The organism is Ureibacillus sp. FSL K6-0165 (assembly GCF_038004285.1).
In the GTDB taxonomy this organism is placed as follows: Bacteria; Bacillota; Bacilli; order Bacillales_A; family Planococcaceae; genus Ureibacillus; species Ureibacillus thermosphaericus.
In genome coordinates this window covers 1753843-1770616 of sequence record NZ_JBBOQS010000001.1, presented here as the reverse complement: position 1 = coordinate 1770616, position 16774 = coordinate 1753843, and the positions used below count along the sequence as shown (strand labels likewise).

Genomic DNA, 16774 nt, shown 5'->3' with positions numbered 1-16774 from the left:
GAAATTTTCAAACTGTCCACTTTATTTTAATACATTCGGCAACTCTTCTGTTAACTTCCGAATCGCATTTCCTCGGTGGGAAATTGCACCTTTCTCTTCTGGTGTAAGTTCTGCCATAGTACGACCTAATTCTGGTACGTAAAAGATTGGATCGTAACCAAAACCATTAGTACCTCTTTTTTTGTGCAAAATTCTGCCTTCACATGCTCCTAAGAATGTTCTCGTTTCGATGTTTGGACCGCTAATAGCGATGGCACAAACGAAGCGTGCTGTGCGCTCTTCATCCGGAATCCCTTGCATTTTTTCAAGCACTTTTTGAATATTTGCTTCATCATCATGATCTCCCGCATAACGGGCGGAAAATACCCCTGGTTCACCGCCTAAAGCATCGATTGCCAAACCGCTATCATCCGCAATAACGAGTTTACCAAGGGCTTGTGAGAGGGCTTCTGCTTTTAATATTGCGTTTTCTTCAAAGGTTGTACCTGTTTCTTCAATTTCCATATCACTCGCTATATCTAGCATTGTTACAACCTCATAATGAAGCGGCTTGAAAATCGCTTCAAAATCTTTTGCTTTTCCTCTATTTTTCGTTGCAATTACAACTTGTTTCATCATTCTTTTGACTCCCCAACTTCTAGAATGAATTTTGCATCTTCACCAAGTACGGACTTTTGTATTTCAATTAATTCTCGAATTCCTTTTTCACCGAGAGCAAGCAACGTATTTAATTCTTCTCGAGAGAATGTCGCTTCCTCCCCAGTACCTTGTATTTCAACGAATCTGCCGCTTCCAGTCATTACTAGATTCATATCTACCTTTGCTTGAAAATCCTCTGAATAATTTAAATCTAAAACCGCTCCAATCGGTTCTACAAATCCGACACTTGTTGCTGCTAAAAAATCAGTAACTGGAAACTTTTCAAATGGAGATTCTTTATGGCGCTTTGCAAGAGCTTGTGTTAATGCAACGAACGCCCCAGTAATAGAAGCTGTTCTTGTTCCTCCATCTGCTTGTATAACGTCGCAATCAATCCAGATAGTCCGCTCTCCAAACGCTTCTAAATCAACAACTGCCCGCAATGCTCGTCCAATTAAACGTTGAATCTCCATCGTACGTCCACCGATTTTACCTCGTGAAGATTCACGGATAGTACGTTCTTGCGTTGCTCTTGGCAACATGGAATATTCTGCAGTAATCCAACCTTTTCCTTGCCCACGCAGAAAGCTAGGAACTTTCTCTTCTATCGTAGCTGTACAAATTACTTTTGTATTACCTACTTGAATTAAAACAGATCCTTCTGGATGAATTAAATAATCTGTTTCGATTGTTACAGGTCTTAATTGATTTACTTCTCTTCCATCTACTCGCATGTACTTTCCTCCTACAAATAATCGCACAATATATTAACATACATTTTCTCCAGAAAAAAGTCATTGCACATTTTTGAAACTTTTTTGGCATACAATCTTTATAGCTTGTAGCACTGTACTACAAGTAAAAAAGCTCGAAAAGTGCCTTTCGAGCTTTCTTCATGTCTCATGCAATTCGGTATAACCGAATGATTTTGCTGCTTGATGTACCGAATCGCATGAGACTCAAAATGATTTGAGCATCATGGTTTTTTTGAGTTGTTAAAATTGAATTTTTCTTACATCTAAGTGTTTCATTTCTAACCAATTTTCAGCAATTGTACGGAAAATGGGCACCGAGCCGGTCACATAGAAAATATGATGTGGTTTATGATTTTCATTTCGGAGTAAGTGATGTTTTGTTAATAGCTCTTTTACTTCTTTTGCAGTTTCTTCTGCTGATGATAAAACAGTTACATTAGGTCCAACTACCTTTTCGATATGATGTTGAATCATCGGATAGTGAGTACAACCTAAAATGACTGTGTCAAAACTTTTATTTTCAAGCGGCTTTAATCCATTCGCTACAAGGTCGAATGCAAATTGTCCTTCATATTCTCCACTTTCAACTAGCGGTACAAATGTCGGACACGCAAGAGGAATAATTTTCGCCTCCGTATTTAAAGCAAGCAGTGCACGTTCATATGCGCCACTTTTAATTGTTCCTTCTGTTGCAAGAACCACAATTCGATTGTGCTTCGTTTTTTTTACAGCTGCTCGGGCTCCCGCATTAATGACGCCCACTATTGGAATTGAGAGCTGTTCTCTTAAAACATCTAATGCTACTGCCGTTGCCGTATTACATGCGATAACAAGGAGTTTTATATTCTGTTTTTCCAACGCTTTTGCTAACTGCATAGTAAAGGCGAGAACCTCTTCACTTTTTCGTGGGCCATAGGGGCACCTTGCAGTATCGCCAATGTAATAAATCGTTTCATTTGGCAAAACATTGATAATTTGTTTTGCAACAGTTAAGCCACCTACTCCTGAATCGATAACGCCTATTGGGGCATTCACTTATACCGCCTCTATCCTATTTCATTTGTATGATATATTATTATCTATTCTATTTTGACCTAATTCTTTACTAAGTTCAATGATTCTTTTATTCATACAATTGAACAGGAAAAGACAGTTTTTTATTTGAATACCCTCATGTTAAACATCGCGCCATTGATCCATGCAACTGCCCGATTGTTGTAATTGTATATCAGATAATAATTGACATTTTTTTGAATAAGTATTTTTCATCACTAATACGATTGTAGCCTTTTAAAATTCATTTTAGGATTTAAAGCCACTATCTTAAATCGATTAATGCAATGAAAGCTCGTCAAGCCTTAGCAATTCAATCAGTGCCTGTGACCTGCTAGAAACGCCCAGTTTTTGAATTGTGTTTGAAATATGGTTACGCACCGTTTTTTCGCTTATGCCCAACTTTTGTGAAATTTCTTTTGTGGAATAATCTAAAATTAATAATTGAAATATTTCCCGCTCTCTTTTCGTTAAAAGCGAACGATGCTGCGGGCTACTCATAAGGCAACACCCTCCTATCTCCTCTCTATGTAAAGTATGTCATGAGGGTGGAGGCTGTGAGGGCATTTTAACTATTTCCCACATAATATTACTTTTTGTTCTTCAGTCCAGCGATGAGGTTTACCAGTTTCTTTGTTGATTTGTACTAAAGCCCCTCTACCAGTTAAAACGATTTCATCTTTTTCATTTTTTACCATGTAGTGAAGATCTAGAGAGGAGTTTCCAACCCGTGCTGTTTTTACATAAATTCGCAGTTTTTCTCCGTAATAAACTTGTTTTAAATAGTCGCATTGCAAATCTGCCGCAACTGGAATACATTGCTCATCTTGTGAACCCCAATTGTTCTTCACATTCAGCCATTTAAAATATTCAATGCGTGCATGTTCAAAATATGAAAATGGTACAACATTATTTAAATGTCCATACATATCAACATCTGAAAAACGAACAATCTCTTCCGTGTAAAATGTAAATTCCTTCTCCCATTGTTCAAAATCTTCAATATACATTTCTTTCATTTTCCCATCCCCTTTAACCAATGTTTTACTTATATAATAAATATTATACAATAGTAGATTCATCGAGGAAATGAATGAAAATGTCGAATATTGGAAGGGGATGACGATGGATTTTTTTATTGAAAGAGGATTCGCAATGCAACTGTACAGAAATAAACTGCTTACTATACTATGCAGCATCATGAAAATTGGATAATTGTTCTATAAAAAAATTAAAAGCAGCCAAAATCGATAAACGATTTTGACTGCTTCTAATACATATTAGTCTACCATATGGTCAGAACCGAAGAATTTGCGGAACATGTGTACAGTCGTTGCTCTGTTTAATGATGCAATAGAAGTTGTTAAAGGAATTCCTTTTGGACAAGCAGCTACACAGTTTTGAGAGTTACCGCAGTTTGCAAGTCCGCCTTCACCCATAATTGCATCTAAACGTTCGTCTTTGTTCATTGCACCTGTTGGATGTGTATTGAATAAACGTACTTGAGAAAGTGGTGCTGGACCGATGAAGCTAGATTTCTCAGAAACGTTTGGACAAGCTTCGAAACAAACACCACAAGTCATACATTTTGACAATTCGTATGCCCATTGACGTTTGCGTTCAGGCATGCGTGGACCTTCTCCTAAATCGTAACTTCCGTCAATCGGAATCCACGCTTTTACTTTTTTCAATGCGTTGAACATACGGCTTCGGTCAACTTGTAAGTCACGAACAACTGGGAAAGTTTTCATTGGTTCTAAGCGAATTGGTTGTTCAAGTTGATCAACCAACGCAGAACATGATTGGCGTGGACGGCCATTAATTACCATCGAACAAGCACCACAAACTTCCTCTAGACAGTTCATGTCCCAAGTAACCGGTGTTGTTGGTTTTCCATCAGCAGTCACTGGATGTTGACGAATGTACATCAATGCAGAGATTACGTTCATACCTGGACGGTAAGGTACTTCGAATTCTTCCCAACGGCTTGCACCATTTGGATTATCTTGACGTAAAATTCTAAATCTTACTGTTTTTCCAGTTTCCACTTGTTGTGTAGTCACGATTAATTACCTCCTTTCGAAGAGTAGTCACGTTTACGAGGCGGAATTAATGAAACGTCTACTTCTTGGTAAGTAATAATTGGCTCACCTGTAGATGGATCAAATTTCGCCATAGTTGTTTTTAAGAAGTTTTCGTCGTCACGTTCTGGGAATTCTGGTTTATAGTGTGCACCACGTGACTCGTTACGTAATAACGCACCTTTTGTAATTACTCGTGCAAGATATAGCATGTTTTTCAATTGACGAGTAAAGTGTGCACCTTGGTTGCTCCATTTTTGAGTATCGTGGATGTTAATGTTTTCCCAACGCTCTAACATGTCACCAAGTGTGTCATATGTTTTTTGTAGGCGATCGTTGTAACGTACAACTGTTACGTTGTCAGTCATCATTTCGCCTAGTTCTTTGTGAAGTAAATATGCGTTTTCATTACCTTTGTCCATTTTTAGGATGTTATCCCATTTTTGTTGCTCTTGTTTTACATAAGAATCATATAAAGATTGTGGTAAATCTTCCGCATGTTTTGTTAAGCCTTGCATATATTTAACTGCGTTAGGTCCTGCAACCATACCACCATAAATCGCAGAAAGTAATGAGTTAGCACCTAAGCGGTTTGCACCGTGTTGTGAATAGTCACATTCACCAGCAGCAAACAGACCAGGAATTTCAGTCATTTGATCGTAGTCAACCCATAATCCACCCATTGAGTAGTGAACCGCTGGGAAGATCTTCATTGGTACTTTACGTGGATCGTCACCAACGAATTTTTCGTAGATTTCGATGATACCACCAAGTTTGATGTCTAATTCATGTGGATCTTTATGAGATAAGTCTAAATATACGATGTTTTCACCATTGATACCTAATTTTTGGTTTACGCATACGTCGAAGATTTCACGTGTCGCAATGTCACGTGGTACTAAGTTACCGTATGCAGGATATTTTTCTTCTAAGAAGTACCATGGTTTACCATCTTTATATGTCCAAATACGTCCACCCTCACCGCGAGCAGATTCACTCATTAAACGGTTTTTGTCATCGCCAGGAATTGCTGTTGGGTGAATTTGGATGAACTCACCATTTGCATATGAAGCACCTTGTTGATAAACAATTGATGCTGCAGAACCAGTATTGATTACTGAGTTTGTTGATTTACCAAAGATGATACCAGGACCACCTGTTGCCATAACTACAGCATCAGAGCGGAATGCTTTAATTTCTGATGTGCTTAAATCTTGTGCTACGATTCCACGGCAAACTCCTTCGTCATCAAGAACGATTCCAAGGAATTCCCAGTGTTCGTATTTTGTTACTAAACCTTCTACTTCGTAACGACGAACTTGTTCGTCAAGCGCATATAATAATTGTTGACCTGTTGTCGCACCTGCAAATGCAGTACGGTGATGCAATGTACCACCGAAACGACGGAAGTCAAGTAGACCTTCTGGAGTTCGGTTGAACATAACTCCCATACGGTCGAACATGTGAATGATACCAGGTGCTGCTTCACACATTGCTTTTACTGGTGGTTGGTTCGCTAAGAAGTCTCCACCATAAATTGTATCGTCAAAGTGGATCCATGGAGAATCCCCTTCACCTTTTGTATTTACTGCACCATTAATTCCACCTTGTGCACAAACTGAGTGTGAACGTTTAACAGGAACTAATGAGAATAGTTCTACTTCAGTACCCATTTCGGCTGCTTTCATCGTTGCCATTAGACCAGCTAAGCCGCCACCAACAACGATTAATTTCTTTTTGGCCATGATTATTTCTCACTCCTCTTTTCTAATTGGACGTTCTATCTATGCTTGTATCATACGAATGCTAGAATTGCAGATACACCGATAATGCTTAAGATGACGAAAAATGCCATTGTAATCCACGTAACTACTTTTTGAGAATGTGTTGATTGTGTGATACCCCAGCTTACAAAGAATGACCATAAACCGTTAGATAAATGCAATGTAGCGGAAAGGATACCCACAATGTAGAATCCTAACATCCATGGATTTGCAACGATTTTTTCCATCATTTCAAAACTTACTTCCGCACCAAATGCTTTTTGGATGCGAGTTTGGAACATGTGCCAAGCAATGAAGATTACTAGGAACACACCAGTAAGTCGTTGCAATAAGAACATCCAGTTACGGAATGTACTGAAGCGCTTATTGTTTGGTGTTGCTGTAAAGGCAATATAAATTCCATATAAACCGTGGAACAGAATAGGAATGTAGATAACAATCCACTCAATAAGTAATAATAGTGGACCTGGAATATAATCCATTACTCCTGTTGCACTGTTATATGTCTCTTCTCCCCCTGTTGCAGTAAAGTTTAGAGACAAGTGGAACACTAAAAATAGCCCTACAGGAATAACACCAAGTAAAGAATGTAGTCGGCGCCAGTAAAACTCATTTTTTGCCAAGACTGATACCCCCTTAAAATAAGTAGTCAATAAGTCGTCACAAATTGTAAACGCTTTATGCATTGACTGTTTTATTCATAATGGTACAATATTATGACAAGTTCATTGTACCCCCACGAACTATTACCGTCAAGGTTAGTTGTGCATATTTATTTTCCGAAATTTGTCTAATATTCGCTACAAAACCTTCTATTTTTTCTCTATTATGTTATTTTTCTCTATTTTAACTTTTTTCAAATTCTCTGTTGTTAAAAAAGAAAAATTCTAGAAAGAGGTTCTTATTATATGTCATTGTCGAAAGATTCGTTTCCTTTATTTGGATACGAACTGCTAAGAGATTATTTAGTGCCATCCATTTTAGGAAAGCATGAAAAAGATATTCTATATTGGGCAGGAAAAGATTTAGCTCGCAAATTTCCATGCACCGATATTCCTTTAATCATTTCCTTTTTTAAAGATGCCGGATGGGGTGATCTTACCCTTGAAAAAGAAATGAAAGACGGATTTGTGTTTAGTTTGACGAATGAACCGGAGTTGCTAAAGATTAATGAAAGAAATTTTCGCTTAGAAGCTGGCTTCATTGCCGAACAAATCCAAAACTTTAAAGGTGTTTTGACGGAATGCTATGAAGAGAAAAAAGAAAAACAACTAGAAGTAATTTTTACAGTAAAGATGGATTTAAAAGAAAAAATTGAACGCTAAGGGGCTTTATTCGCCCCTTTTTATACCCATTCCTCAGCAAGATTAAATTCATCATGCAGTGCATTTGCTGCACGAATCATATCATCTTGTGGCACAACGACAGATACTTTAATTTCAGATGTAGAAACCATTTTAACAGGGATATTTTCTTGACATAAGCGTGCGAACATGCGGCCTGCTACCCCTGGATTGGAAACCATGCCCGAACCCACGATTGACACTTTCGCTAAACCAACTTCAAAATCAGCAAATTGAAAACCTAACTCCTCTTTATGTTCTTCAAGCACTTTTACCGCATTTGTTAAATCCTCTTTTACAATTGAAAACGATATTGTCGGTTTTACTTCACTCATCACAGATTGTACAATAATATCTACGTTGACATGATGCTTTGCTAGGGTATTAAACAAGTTGGCAAGGGAAGATTTTTCTAGTAATTCATATCCAACAGTAAAGCGGATAATATCTGATTCATAGGCGACACCACGAACAATTAAATTTCTCTCCATTTCAATCTCTCCCTTAATCAATGTACCTCGAAGATTTTTCGTACTCGAACGAACAACAATTGGTATATCAAATTTTTTTGCTAATTCGACCGCTCTCGGATGAACAATTTTCGAACCTAAATAAGATAATTCTAACATCTCATCATATGTAATATCTTTCAATTTACGAGCCTGTTGAACTACATTAGGATCCCCTGTATATACCCCATCAAGATCCGTATAGATTTCCACACGTTCTGCATCAATGCTTTTTGCAATCGCTACCGCTGTTGCATCAGTCCCTCCAGCTCCGAGAAGGGTGATGTTGCCCTCATCATCAACACCTTGTCCGCCCGCGACTATGATTATTTCGCCTTTTTTAAACCGTTCAATAATGACATTACCATCGACTTGATGTATGCGAGCATTTCCTGCTAATTTTCGTGTTGTTTTCATTCCAAGTTGCCAGCCTGTAAGGGAAACAGCTCTAAATCCTCTTTTTTGAATGGCGATGGAAAGCAAACTGCTAGCAATTTGATTATTGGTAGAATGGATTGCGTCTAACTCTCTTTCGGATGGTGCATCCGATAAAGAGTAAATAATTTTTTCCAAACCCTCATTTACAGGTGGAGAGGATGGAACGACTGCTACTACATTGCGTCCAAACTTCTTCTCTTCGATGAGTCTTTTTGCTATTTCTCCAATGTTTTCAGGTGATGCTAGATTCCATTCATCCAACTTCACTACAATATTAATCATCGCTACACTCCCCTTATTTTCACAAGCCATGAAATGAAGTTTCCGAATCTTATATAATTAAAGAAAAAAGCAACTCTTCACAAAGGATGGTGAAAAGCTGCCTCAATTTTCAGAAAACACTTTATGAGATAGCTCTCCAGAACCATTTAGATTCTGACAATCTTGCATTTCTTCAATGCAAAACCAGCCAGTAAACTGGAACAAGCAAATTTACCGCTTCGGCAATCTCCCCTTTCCCTAACCTTCTTCAGACTTGTTCCTCTCCTCCAGTTAGGTACTCATGAATCTCGCACCTCTATCTATATCTAAACTTATTTACTTTTAAAATTACATTATCATACAGTTATTCCTTTGACAATGTGTCATTATGGAAATACTGATAGATTGTTTCTGCAACCACTTTTGGCATTTTCGCTTCCATTAATTCTTCCACAGAAGCTTGTTTGATTTTTTTCACTGAACCAAAATGACTCAGTAATTGTTTCTTCCGTTTTGGACCGATTCCTTCAATTTCATCAAGGACAGAGCGTAAAGCGTTCGTTTGATGTTGTTGCCGCAAAAATGTAATAGCGAAGCGATGGACTTCATCTTGTATTCGCTGAAGCAAGTAAAAAGCATCACTTGTTTTTTTCAGTGGAATCGACATAGGTGGTTCCCCGTATAATAGTTCAGATGTTCGATGCTTCTCATCTTTTGCAAGTCCTGCAATGGGAATTGATAATCCAAGCTCATCTTCCAACACTTCTCGTGCAACTTCAATTTGCCCTTTACCACCGTCAACAATAATTAGATCAGGAAGTGGCAATTGTTCTTTTAATACACGGGTATAGCGCCTGCGAATCACCTCTTGCATCGCTCCATAGTCGTCATGTTTCGCCGTATTTTTTAATTTATATTTGCGATATTCTTTTTTTGCCGGCTTTCCATTAATAAATACGACCATTGCGCTAACAGGATCTGCTCCATGCATGTGGCTGTTATCAAAGGCTTCAATTCTATAAGGCGTTTCAATATTTAGAGCCTCACCTAATTGTTGACAAGCGCCAATTGTCCTCTCTTCCTGGCGTTCAATTAATTGGAATTTTTCTTCGATTGCAAGCATTGCATTTTTCTTTGCTAAATCCACCAGTTCTTTTTTTGTGCCACGTTTTGGCACCAATACTCTTATATTTAATAATTTTTCTAAAATGCTTTTATCAATTGTTTCTGGAATCAATATTTCTTTTGGCTTTAAATGTTCTGTATCATAGAAACGCCCTACAAAAGTTAAAAATTCCTCTTCCGGATCACGGTAAATAGGAAATACAGAAACATCTCTTTCAATTAATTTTCCTTGTCGAACGAAAAAGACTTGAACACACATCCACCCTTTTTCAACTGCATATCCAAATACGTCCCGGTTCGTTTGGTCTCCTGAAACGATTTTTTGCTTTTCCATAACCGTTTCGATATATTGAATTTGATCTCGATATTCCTTTGCTCTTTCAAATTCAAGCTTTTCCGCAGCCTCCATCATTTTTTTCTCTAATTCTTTTTTTACTTGTTCATGGCCGCCATTTAAGAATTTTATGATTTCATTTGTCATTTCTTCAAAAATTTTCGGATCTATATCTTTAACACATGGAGCTAAACATTGCCCCAAATGATAATACAAACAAACTCGATCTGGCAGTCGGTTGCATTTTCTTAATGGATAGATGCGGTTGAGGAGCTTCTTTGTTTCATTCGCGGCAGATACATTCGGATAAGGTCCAAAATATTTAGCTTTGTCTTTTTTCACTTTTCTTGTCGTAATAATTCTTGGATAAATTTCATTGGTAATTTTAATATAAGGATAACTCTTGTCATCCTTTAACATTACGTTATATTTTGGATCATATTGTTTGATTAAATTGAGCTCCAAAATTAAAGCCTCTAAATCACTTGAAGTAACAATATATTCAAAATCTTCTATTTCACTAACTAGCAGTTGAGTTTTACCATCATGGGAACCAGTAAAATAGGATCGAACTCTATTTTTTAAGACTTTTGCCTTTCCGACGTAAATAACCGTTCCTTGTCGGTCTTTCATTAAGTAGCATCCAGGCAAATCTGGTAACAGCGCCAATTTATTTTGAATTGTTTCATTCATGGAGTATCACCTTACATTTAATCAACCTACTTTAACTCTATTATACGAATATCTTAAAGCAAAAATCGATAAGTTTTCTTTTAAATCAATAATCATATCCAAAATAAAAAATCGAGCACAAACAAATTCTTTGTGCTCGGTTGAATATTATTTATTGTTGTTGATGAATTCAACTAATGCTTCTTTTGGTTGGAAGCCAACAGTTTTTGCAATTAATTGGCCATCTTTAAATAAAAGCAAAGATGGAATCGACATAATTTGATATTCAGCAGCTGTTGCTGGATTGTTATCAACATCAACTTTTACAATTTTCACTTCTGAACCCATTTCGGCATCGAGTTCTTCTAATACAGGTGCAATCATTTTACAAGGTCCACACCAAGCTGCCCAGAAATCTACTAATACTAAACCAGAAGAGATTTCTTGTGAAAAGTTTTGATCAGTAGCATGTACAATTGCCATTTATAAAATGCCTCCTTAATGTAACATCTTTTAGTAGTATAGCACGTTAAAAATTCAAAGGGTAGTAAAGTGTTTTAAGAAATTGAAATCCGTTCATCTAACAAACAAATTCCTTTAATGATTTACTTTTTCACAATAAATAACCACATCTCTGAGATTTGAGATGTGGTGAGGAGATTACCAGTTTTAGATTTTAAGAATTTACTTTTAATGCTTTAATTTCTTCAATTAATAACGGAACGACTTCAAATAAGTCGCCGACAATTCCATAATCAGCAACTTTGAAAATGTTTGCTTCAGGGTCTTTGTTAATTGCAACAATTACTTTTGAGTTAGACATACCTGCTAAGTGCTGAATTGCACCAGAAATACCACACGCGATGTATAAATCTGGTGTTACCACTTTACCTGTTTGACCAATTTGCATTGCATAATCGCAATAACCCGCATCACAAGCACCACGGGAAGCACCTACTGCACCGCCCAGTAAGTTGGCAAGCTCTCTTAATGGTTCAAATCCTTCTGCTGATTTTACACCGCGACCGCCAGACACGATTACTTTCGCTTCAGATAAATCAACACCTGTTGTTGCATTGCGAACAACTTCTTTTACAATCGTACGCAAGTTTTTAATATCTACAGATACAGATTGAACGTCTCCTGTGCGGCTTTCATCTCGTTCAAGTGGCGCAATATTGTTAGGACGAACTGTCACGAACACGAGTCCTTCTTTAATTTTTACTTTTTCAAAAGCTTTACCTGAGTAAATTGGACGTACAAATAGTGCATCATCGCCTGTTCCTTCAATCTCTGTTACATCTGAAATCAATCCAGATTGCAGGCGAGATGCCACTTTAGGTGATAAATCTTTCCCTAAAGACGTATGCCCAATAACGATTCCTTCAGGTTTTTCTTGTTCCACAAGAGCTAATAAAGCTTGGCTGAAGCCATCTGAAGTATATGTTTTTAAATGTGGATGTTCCACAACGAGCGCTCGGTCAGCTCCATATGCAATTAATTCCTTTGCAAGATCTGCTACTTGATCGCCAAATAACGCGCCTACAACTTCTCCACCATCTGAGATTTGCTTTGCTGCAGCGATTGCTTCAAATGAAACATTACGTAAAGCACCGTCACGTACTTCTCCTAATACCAATATTTTTTTTGCCATTGTTTTCCCTCCATTACCGTACGAATCTAATGAAATCTAATACTCTTCAATCCATTCTAATTGTTCAGAAAATTTAAATCACTTTTGCTTCCGTATGAAGTAAATTTACTAATTCTTTCACTTGGTCTTTTAGTTCTCCTTCTAAGATGCGACCAGCAGATTTTTGTGGTGGTAAAAATACTTCCACTGTTTCAATTTTTGTTTCAACATCATCTTCATCGATGTCTAAATCATCTAATTCTAACTCTTCAAGCGGTTTTTTCTTCGCTTTCATAATACCTGGTAAAGAAGGATATCTCGGTTCATTCAATCCTTGTTGAGCTGTAACTAATAAAGGCAAGCTCGTTTCTATAATTTCAGAATCTCCTTCAACGTCACGAACAACTTTCACGTTATTTCCATCAATTTCTAATTTTGTAATCGTTGTTACATAATTAATGCCTAATAAATCAGCAACTCTTGGTCCAGTTTGACCAGAACCACCATCAATTGCAACATTTCCTGCCAAGATTAAATCTGGCTCTTTGTCTTTTAAATATTCAGCGAGAATATAAGCTGCACCACTGTGGTCTAGCTCGTCCAAATCATCTTCTGTATTGATTAAAACCGCTTCATCAGCACCCATTGCAAGAGCCGTGCGCAGTTGTTTTTCCGCTTCTTCATTGCCGATGGAGATTACCGTTACTTTTCCACCATGTTGATCTCTTACTTGAATTGCTTCTTCAATGGCATATTCATCATATGGATTGATAATGAATTCAGCGCCGTCTTCTTGAATTTTTCCATCTTGAATGACGATTTTTTCTTCTGTATCAAAAGTGCGTTTCATTAATACGAAAATGTTCATGTAAATTACCTCCTAAAAATTATTTGCCACTAAAAGTAGGTTGGCGTTTTTCAATAAATGCTTGAATTCCTTCTTTTGCATCTTCTGAATTAAATACAATGCCGAATTGCTCTGCTTCCGCTTTGATTCCTTCTTCGAATGATTTCTTACTGTATTGTAATGCATGAATAGCAGCTTTTAATGAAACCGGGCTCTTTTTGGCAATTTTTTTCGCCAATTCTAATGCTTGCGGTAAAAGTTCTTCTTGTGGTACAGCCTTATTTGCTAGCCCCCATTGTACGGCCTCTGCCCCTGAAATCGGCTCTCCTGTAAAAATCATTTCAGCAGCCTTTGCTAATCCGACATATCGCGGTAATCTTTGTGTTCCACCAAATCCAGGAATAATTCCAAGATTTAATTCAGGAAGACCCAACTTCGCGTCTTCAGCGACATATCGAATATGGCAACTCATCGCAAGTTCCAATCCACCGCCAAGTGCGGCACCATGAATTGCTGCGATGACAGGTTTTGGGAAAGATTCCAAGCGATCAAAAACAGCTTGTCCATTTTCTGCGAGATTTACTGCCTGTTGTTCAGATGAAACATCTGTGAACTCTTTAATATCAGCTCCTGCTGAAAAGAAACGTCCTTCACCGTGAAGTAAAACAACTCGAACATCATTATTATGTTCAACTTCAGTCATCAATTCGTCTAATTCACGGATTAGCTGTTGTGCTAGTGCATTTGCTGGCGGACGATTGATTGTTACAATCGCAACACCGTCTTCTGCTCTCCATTTTAGAAATTCCATGAAGACACTCCTTTTAATTATTTTTTAGACCATTCAATAGTAGATGCTTTACTTTAGGTGCATTATCTAAGAGGCTGTATCTGAAATCATTCATCACCCAAGACGTAATTGTCTCATCGATTGTTCCAAATACCATTTGTCTTGCAACTCTCACATCCATTGTTGGATTAAATTCGCCATTCATCATGCCTTCTACCAATATATTATCAAGAAGATTCAAATATTCTTTTAAAATTGCATTAATCTTTAACCTAAGCTCCTTATTTGATTGGCGCAATTCTAATTGGGTGACTGTCGCAAGGTGTTTATTATTGGCCAACACACTAAAATGGTTGTCTATCATTTTTGATAGTTTGTCAGAGGCGTTAGCACCAGTTTGAATGATTTCTTCTAAATTTTCAATAAAAACTCTCATTTTTTCTTTAAACAAGGAAATTAAAATATCCTCTTTATTTTTAAAATACAGGTAAATGGTCCCGTCTGCAACACCTGCTTGTTTAGCAATTTTTGAAATTTGTGTTTGATGATAGCCATTTTCGGCAATCGCAATAACTGCTGCTTCAATTATTTGCATGTATTTCGGTTTATCTCGATTCATGATGTTCACCACCAAAAAAATAAGAAAATATGAATGATTATTCATTCATATTTTCATATTATAATTTCATGAACTTTCTGTCAATAACTAATGCTATTTCGCTTGAAGCTCCTTAGCTTTCTGTTTTTCCTCATCAATTAATGTTCTTCTTAAAATTTTTCCTACTGCTGTTTTCGGTAGTGAATCTCTAAATTCATAAATGCGAGGTACTTTGTAAGCAGCTAAATTATTGCGGCAATATTTATTTAATTCATCTTCCGTCACTGTTTTACCCTCTTTTAATACAATGAAAGCTTTCACCGTTTCTCCCCGATATGGATCTGGAACTCCAACTACAACACATTCTTGAACCGCTTCATGTTCGTACAATACTTCCTCTACTTCTCGCGGATAAATATTAAATCCGCCAGCGATAATGACATCTTTTTTACGATCTACAACATAGAAATATCCTTCTTCATCCATATATCCTAAATCTCCAGTTAAGAACCATCCATCTGCAAACACTTTTGCAGTTTCCTCAGGGCGTTTCCAATATCCCTTCATCACTTGAGGTCCACGAATCGCGATTTCTCCTACTTCTCCAGGTGGTAAAATTTCATTTTCTCCTGGTTTCATAATCACCGCTTCTGTATCAGGCCAAGGAACTCCAATCGAGCCAACTACTCGTTTTCCCCAAATAAAGTTTGCATGGGTTACTGGTGAAGTTTCCGTTAAGCCGTAGCCTTCTACAAGTTTCCCACCAGTGATTTCTTCAAATTTTTCTTGTACTTCCACAGGTAGTGGAGCAGAACCACTTATACATGCATTGATGGAAGACAAATCATATTTAGATAAATCCGGATGGTTTAATAGACCAATATACATTGTTGGTGCACCAGGGAATAAAGTAGGTTTTTGTTTATCAATGGTTTTTAACACTTGTTCCACTTCAAATTTAGGAAGCAATACCATTTTGTTTGATTTCATGACGGATAAAATCAGCACTGTAGTCATGCCGTATACATGGAAGAAAGGAAGCAATCCTAATATAATTTCTTTTCCTTCCTCACATTTATATAACCATGCATCACACATCATTGTATTGGCAATTAAATTTTTGTGAGTCAACATTACCCCTTTAGGAACGCCAGTCGTACCACCAGTATATTGAAGAAGGGCTAAATCTTCTTCAAAATTAAAAGGCACATCAATTGGTTTCGGTTTTTCAACCTTCATGATTTCCGTGAATAAATGTGTGGAACCACGATGTTCTACTTTGACACTAAAGCCATATTGTTTCTTCTGAATAAAAGGATATACGAGATTTTTCGGAAATGGAAGATAATCTTTAATACCCGTGATGATAACGTTTTCAATTTGTGTTCGATGAATGACTTTCATGATTCTTGGGTATAAAATATCCAATGCCAAAATTACTTTTGCTTCAGAGTCCTGCATTTGATACTCTAATTCCCTCTCTGTGTAAAGCGGATTTGTTTGAACGACAATTCCTCCTGCATATAAAATACCGTAATAAGCTATAACTGCCTGTGGACAGTTTGGTAACATGATTGCTACCCGATCTCCTTTTTCAACCCCTAAAAAACGAAGATAGTTGGCAAATTTTAATGCTGATTCATACAGCTCTTGATAATCCAATTCCCTTCCCATAAAATGTATTGCACATTTTTTTGGATTTTTTTCGTATGCTCTTGTCAAAAATGTTTGGACGGGAATTTCTTCATACTCCAGCGTATGCGGTATCTCAGCAGGATAATGTTTAAGCCAAATTTTACTAGACATCAACACATCCCCCTTGCGCAAATGTTCAAATTTTCTTGCAATTGTTACATTTATTATAATTGAAAAGAAATGGTCTTTCAAACTATTTTTTTAGAATTATAATTTT

Annotated in this window: 17 protein-coding genes and 1 riboswitch; of the genes, 1 reads left to right on the top strand and 16 read right to left on the bottom strand. The window is 37.1% G+C overall.

All coding sequences use genetic code 11. The features are described from left to right. Window positions 1-21 precede the first annotated feature (21 nt). The 8 genes from NST00_RS08835 to NST00_RS08800 form a co-directional block, all read right to left on the bottom strand. On the bottom strand, window positions 22-615 hold the full coding sequence (locus NST00_RS08835; protein WP_026018976.1) for an XTP/dITP diphosphatase: 594 nt from the start codon (window positions 613-615) through the stop codon (window positions 22-24). Next, a complete protein-coding gene (gene rph, locus NST00_RS08830) occupies window positions 615-1373 on the bottom strand; it encodes a ribonuclease PH (protein WP_016837205.1) in 759 nt (252 codons plus the stop codon). The genes NST00_RS08835 and rph overlap by 1 nt, the downstream gene beginning before the upstream one ends. A gap of 261 nt (window positions 1374-1634) precedes the next feature. Beyond that, window positions 1635-2429, bottom strand: a complete 795-nt coding sequence (gene racE / locus NST00_RS08825; RefSeq protein ID WP_016837204.1) for a glutamate racemase — start codon at window positions 2427-2429, stop codon at window positions 1635-1637. A gap of 297 nt (window positions 2430-2726) precedes the next feature. Then, window positions 2727-2948: a helix-turn-helix domain-containing protein gene (locus NST00_RS08820; protein ID WP_016837203.1), complete on the bottom strand. Its 222-nt coding sequence runs from the start codon at window positions 2946-2948 to the stop codon at window positions 2727-2729. 71 nt (window positions 2949-3019) lie between these two features. After that, window positions 3020-3466, bottom strand: coding sequence for an acyl-CoA thioesterase (locus tag NST00_RS08815; RefSeq protein WP_016837202.1), 447 nt, complete (start codon window positions 3464-3466; stop codon window positions 3020-3022). Window positions 3467-3727: 261 nt separating this feature from the next. Next, entirely contained in the window at window positions 3728-4510 is a 783-nt protein-coding gene (sdhB, locus tag NST00_RS08810; RefSeq protein WP_016837201.1) for a succinate dehydrogenase iron-sulfur subunit, read from the bottom strand. Window positions 4511-4512: 2 nt separating this feature from the next. Continuing rightward, window positions 4513-6273 carry a succinate dehydrogenase flavoprotein subunit gene (gene sdhA / locus NST00_RS08805; RefSeq protein WP_016837200.1) on the bottom strand — a complete coding sequence of 587 codons (1761 nt, stop codon included), beginning with the start codon at window positions 6271-6273 and terminating at the stop codon, window positions 4513-4515. A gap of 50 nt (window positions 6274-6323) precedes the next feature. Further along, window positions 6324-6935, bottom strand: a complete 612-nt coding sequence (locus tag NST00_RS08800) for a succinate dehydrogenase cytochrome b558 subunit (protein WP_016837199.1) — start codon at window positions 6933-6935, stop codon at window positions 6324-6326. A gap of 285 nt (window positions 6936-7220) precedes the next feature. On the opposite strand from NST00_RS08800, the gene NST00_RS08795 reads away from it, so the two are divergent. Next, window positions 7221-7637: a YslB family protein gene (locus tag NST00_RS08795; RefSeq protein ID WP_016837198.1), complete on the top strand. Its 417-nt coding sequence runs from the start codon at window positions 7221-7223 to the stop codon at window positions 7635-7637. 20 nt (window positions 7638-7657) lie between these two features. Here NST00_RS08795 and NST00_RS08790 read toward each other — a convergent pair whose 3' ends face one another. The 8 genes from NST00_RS08790 to NST00_RS08755 all read right to left on the bottom strand — a co-directional run bounded on the left by NST00_RS08790 (window position 7658) and on the right by NST00_RS08755 (window position 16668). Next, a complete protein-coding gene (locus NST00_RS08790; protein WP_016837197.1) occupies window positions 7658-8884 on the bottom strand; it encodes an aspartate kinase in 1227 nt (408 codons plus the stop codon). Between the two features lie 121 nt (window positions 8885-9005). After that, window positions 9006-9190: riboswitch (Lysine riboswitch) on the bottom strand. A 37-nt stretch (window positions 9191-9227) separates the two neighbouring features. Next, on the bottom strand, window positions 9228-11015 hold the full coding sequence (gene uvrC, locus NST00_RS08785) for an excinuclease ABC subunit UvrC (protein WP_016837196.1): 1788 nt from the start codon (window positions 11013-11015) through the stop codon (window positions 9228-9230). A gap of 147 nt (window positions 11016-11162) precedes the next feature. Further along, window positions 11163-11477, bottom strand: coding sequence for a thioredoxin (gene trxA / locus NST00_RS08780; RefSeq protein ID WP_016837195.1), 315 nt, complete (start codon window positions 11475-11477; stop codon window positions 11163-11165). A gap of 193 nt (window positions 11478-11670) precedes the next feature. Then, window positions 11671-12648, bottom strand: a complete 978-nt coding sequence (locus NST00_RS08775; RefSeq protein ID WP_096551436.1) for an electron transfer flavoprotein subunit alpha/FixB family protein — start codon at window positions 12646-12648, stop codon at window positions 11671-11673. A gap of 73 nt (window positions 12649-12721) precedes the next feature. Next, window positions 12722-13495: an electron transfer flavoprotein subunit beta/FixA family protein gene (locus NST00_RS08770; protein ID WP_016837193.1), complete on the bottom strand. Its 774-nt coding sequence runs from the start codon at window positions 13493-13495 to the stop codon at window positions 12722-12724. Window positions 13496-13514: 19 nt separating this feature from the next. Then, window positions 13515-14285 carry an enoyl-CoA hydratase gene (locus NST00_RS08765; protein WP_016837192.1) on the bottom strand — a complete coding sequence of 257 codons (771 nt, stop codon included), beginning with the start codon at window positions 14283-14285 and terminating at the stop codon, window positions 13515-13517. Between the two features lie 13 nt (window positions 14286-14298). Beyond that, the gene (locus tag NST00_RS08760) at window positions 14299-14883 is read right to left on the bottom strand and encodes a TetR/AcrR family transcriptional regulator (RefSeq protein WP_016837191.1); all 585 of its coding nucleotides are present in this window, start codon (window positions 14881-14883) and stop codon (window positions 14299-14301) included. Between the two features lie 93 nt (window positions 14884-14976). Beyond that, window positions 14977-16668 (bottom strand): long-chain-fatty-acid--CoA ligase, encoded by a 1692-nt coding sequence (locus NST00_RS08755; protein ID WP_016837190.1) that lies wholly within the window; start codon window positions 16666-16668, stop codon window positions 14977-14979. Window positions 16669-16774: the final 106 nt, after the last annotated feature.

What these genes read in the sequence shown, in the direction of transcription:
- NST00_RS08835 (WP_026018976.1), bottom strand. Translation starts at nt 615, where the DNA reads ATGAAACAAGTTGTAATTGCAACGAAAAATAGAGGAAAAGCAAAAGAT.
- rph (WP_016837205.1), bottom strand. Translation starts at nt 1,373, where the DNA reads ATGCGAGTAGATGGAAGAGAAGTAAATCAATTAAGACCTGTAACAATC.
- NST00_RS08820 (WP_016837203.1), bottom strand. Translation starts at nt 2,948, where the DNA reads ATGAGTAGCCCGCAGCATCGTTCGCTTTTAACGAAAAGAGAGCGGGAA.
- NST00_RS08815 (WP_016837202.1), bottom strand. Translation starts at nt 3,466, where the DNA reads ATGAAAGAAATGTATATTGAAGATTTTGAACAATGGGAGAAGGAATTT.
- sdhA (WP_016837200.1), bottom strand. Translation starts at nt 6,273, where the DNA reads ATGGCCAAAAAGAAATTAATCGTTGTTGGTGGCGGCTTAGCTGGTCTA.
- NST00_RS08795 (WP_016837198.1), top strand. Translation starts at nt 7,221, where the DNA reads ATGTCATTGTCGAAAGATTCGTTTCCTTTATTTGGATACGAACTGCTA.
- NST00_RS08790 (WP_016837197.1), bottom strand. Translation starts at nt 8,884, where the DNA reads ATGATTAATATTGTAGTGAAGTTGGATGAATGGAATCTAGCATCACCT.
- uvrC (WP_016837196.1), bottom strand. Translation starts at nt 11,015, where the DNA reads ATGAATGAAACAATTCAAAATAAATTGGCGCTGTTACCAGATTTGCCT.
- trxA (WP_016837195.1), bottom strand. Translation starts at nt 11,477, where the DNA reads ATGGCAATTGTACATGCTACTGATCAAAACTTTTCACAAGAAATCTCT.
- NST00_RS08775 (WP_096551436.1), bottom strand. Translation starts at nt 12,648, where the DNA reads ATGGCAAAAAAAATATTGGTATTAGGAGAAGTACGTGACGGTGCTTTA.
- NST00_RS08770 (WP_016837193.1), bottom strand. Translation starts at nt 13,495, where the DNA reads ATGAACATTTTCGTATTAATGAAACGCACTTTTGATACAGAAGAAAAA.
- NST00_RS08765 (WP_016837192.1), bottom strand. Translation starts at nt 14,285, where the DNA reads ATGGAATTTCTAAAATGGAGAGCAGAAGACGGTGTTGCGATTGTAACA.
- NST00_RS08760 (WP_016837191.1), bottom strand. Translation starts at nt 14,883, where the DNA reads ATGAATCGAGATAAACCGAAATACATGCAAATAATTGAAGCAGCAGTT.
- NST00_RS08755 (WP_016837190.1), bottom strand. Translation starts at nt 16,668, where the DNA reads ATGTCTAGTAAAATTTGGCTTAAACATTATCCTGCTGAGATACCGCAT.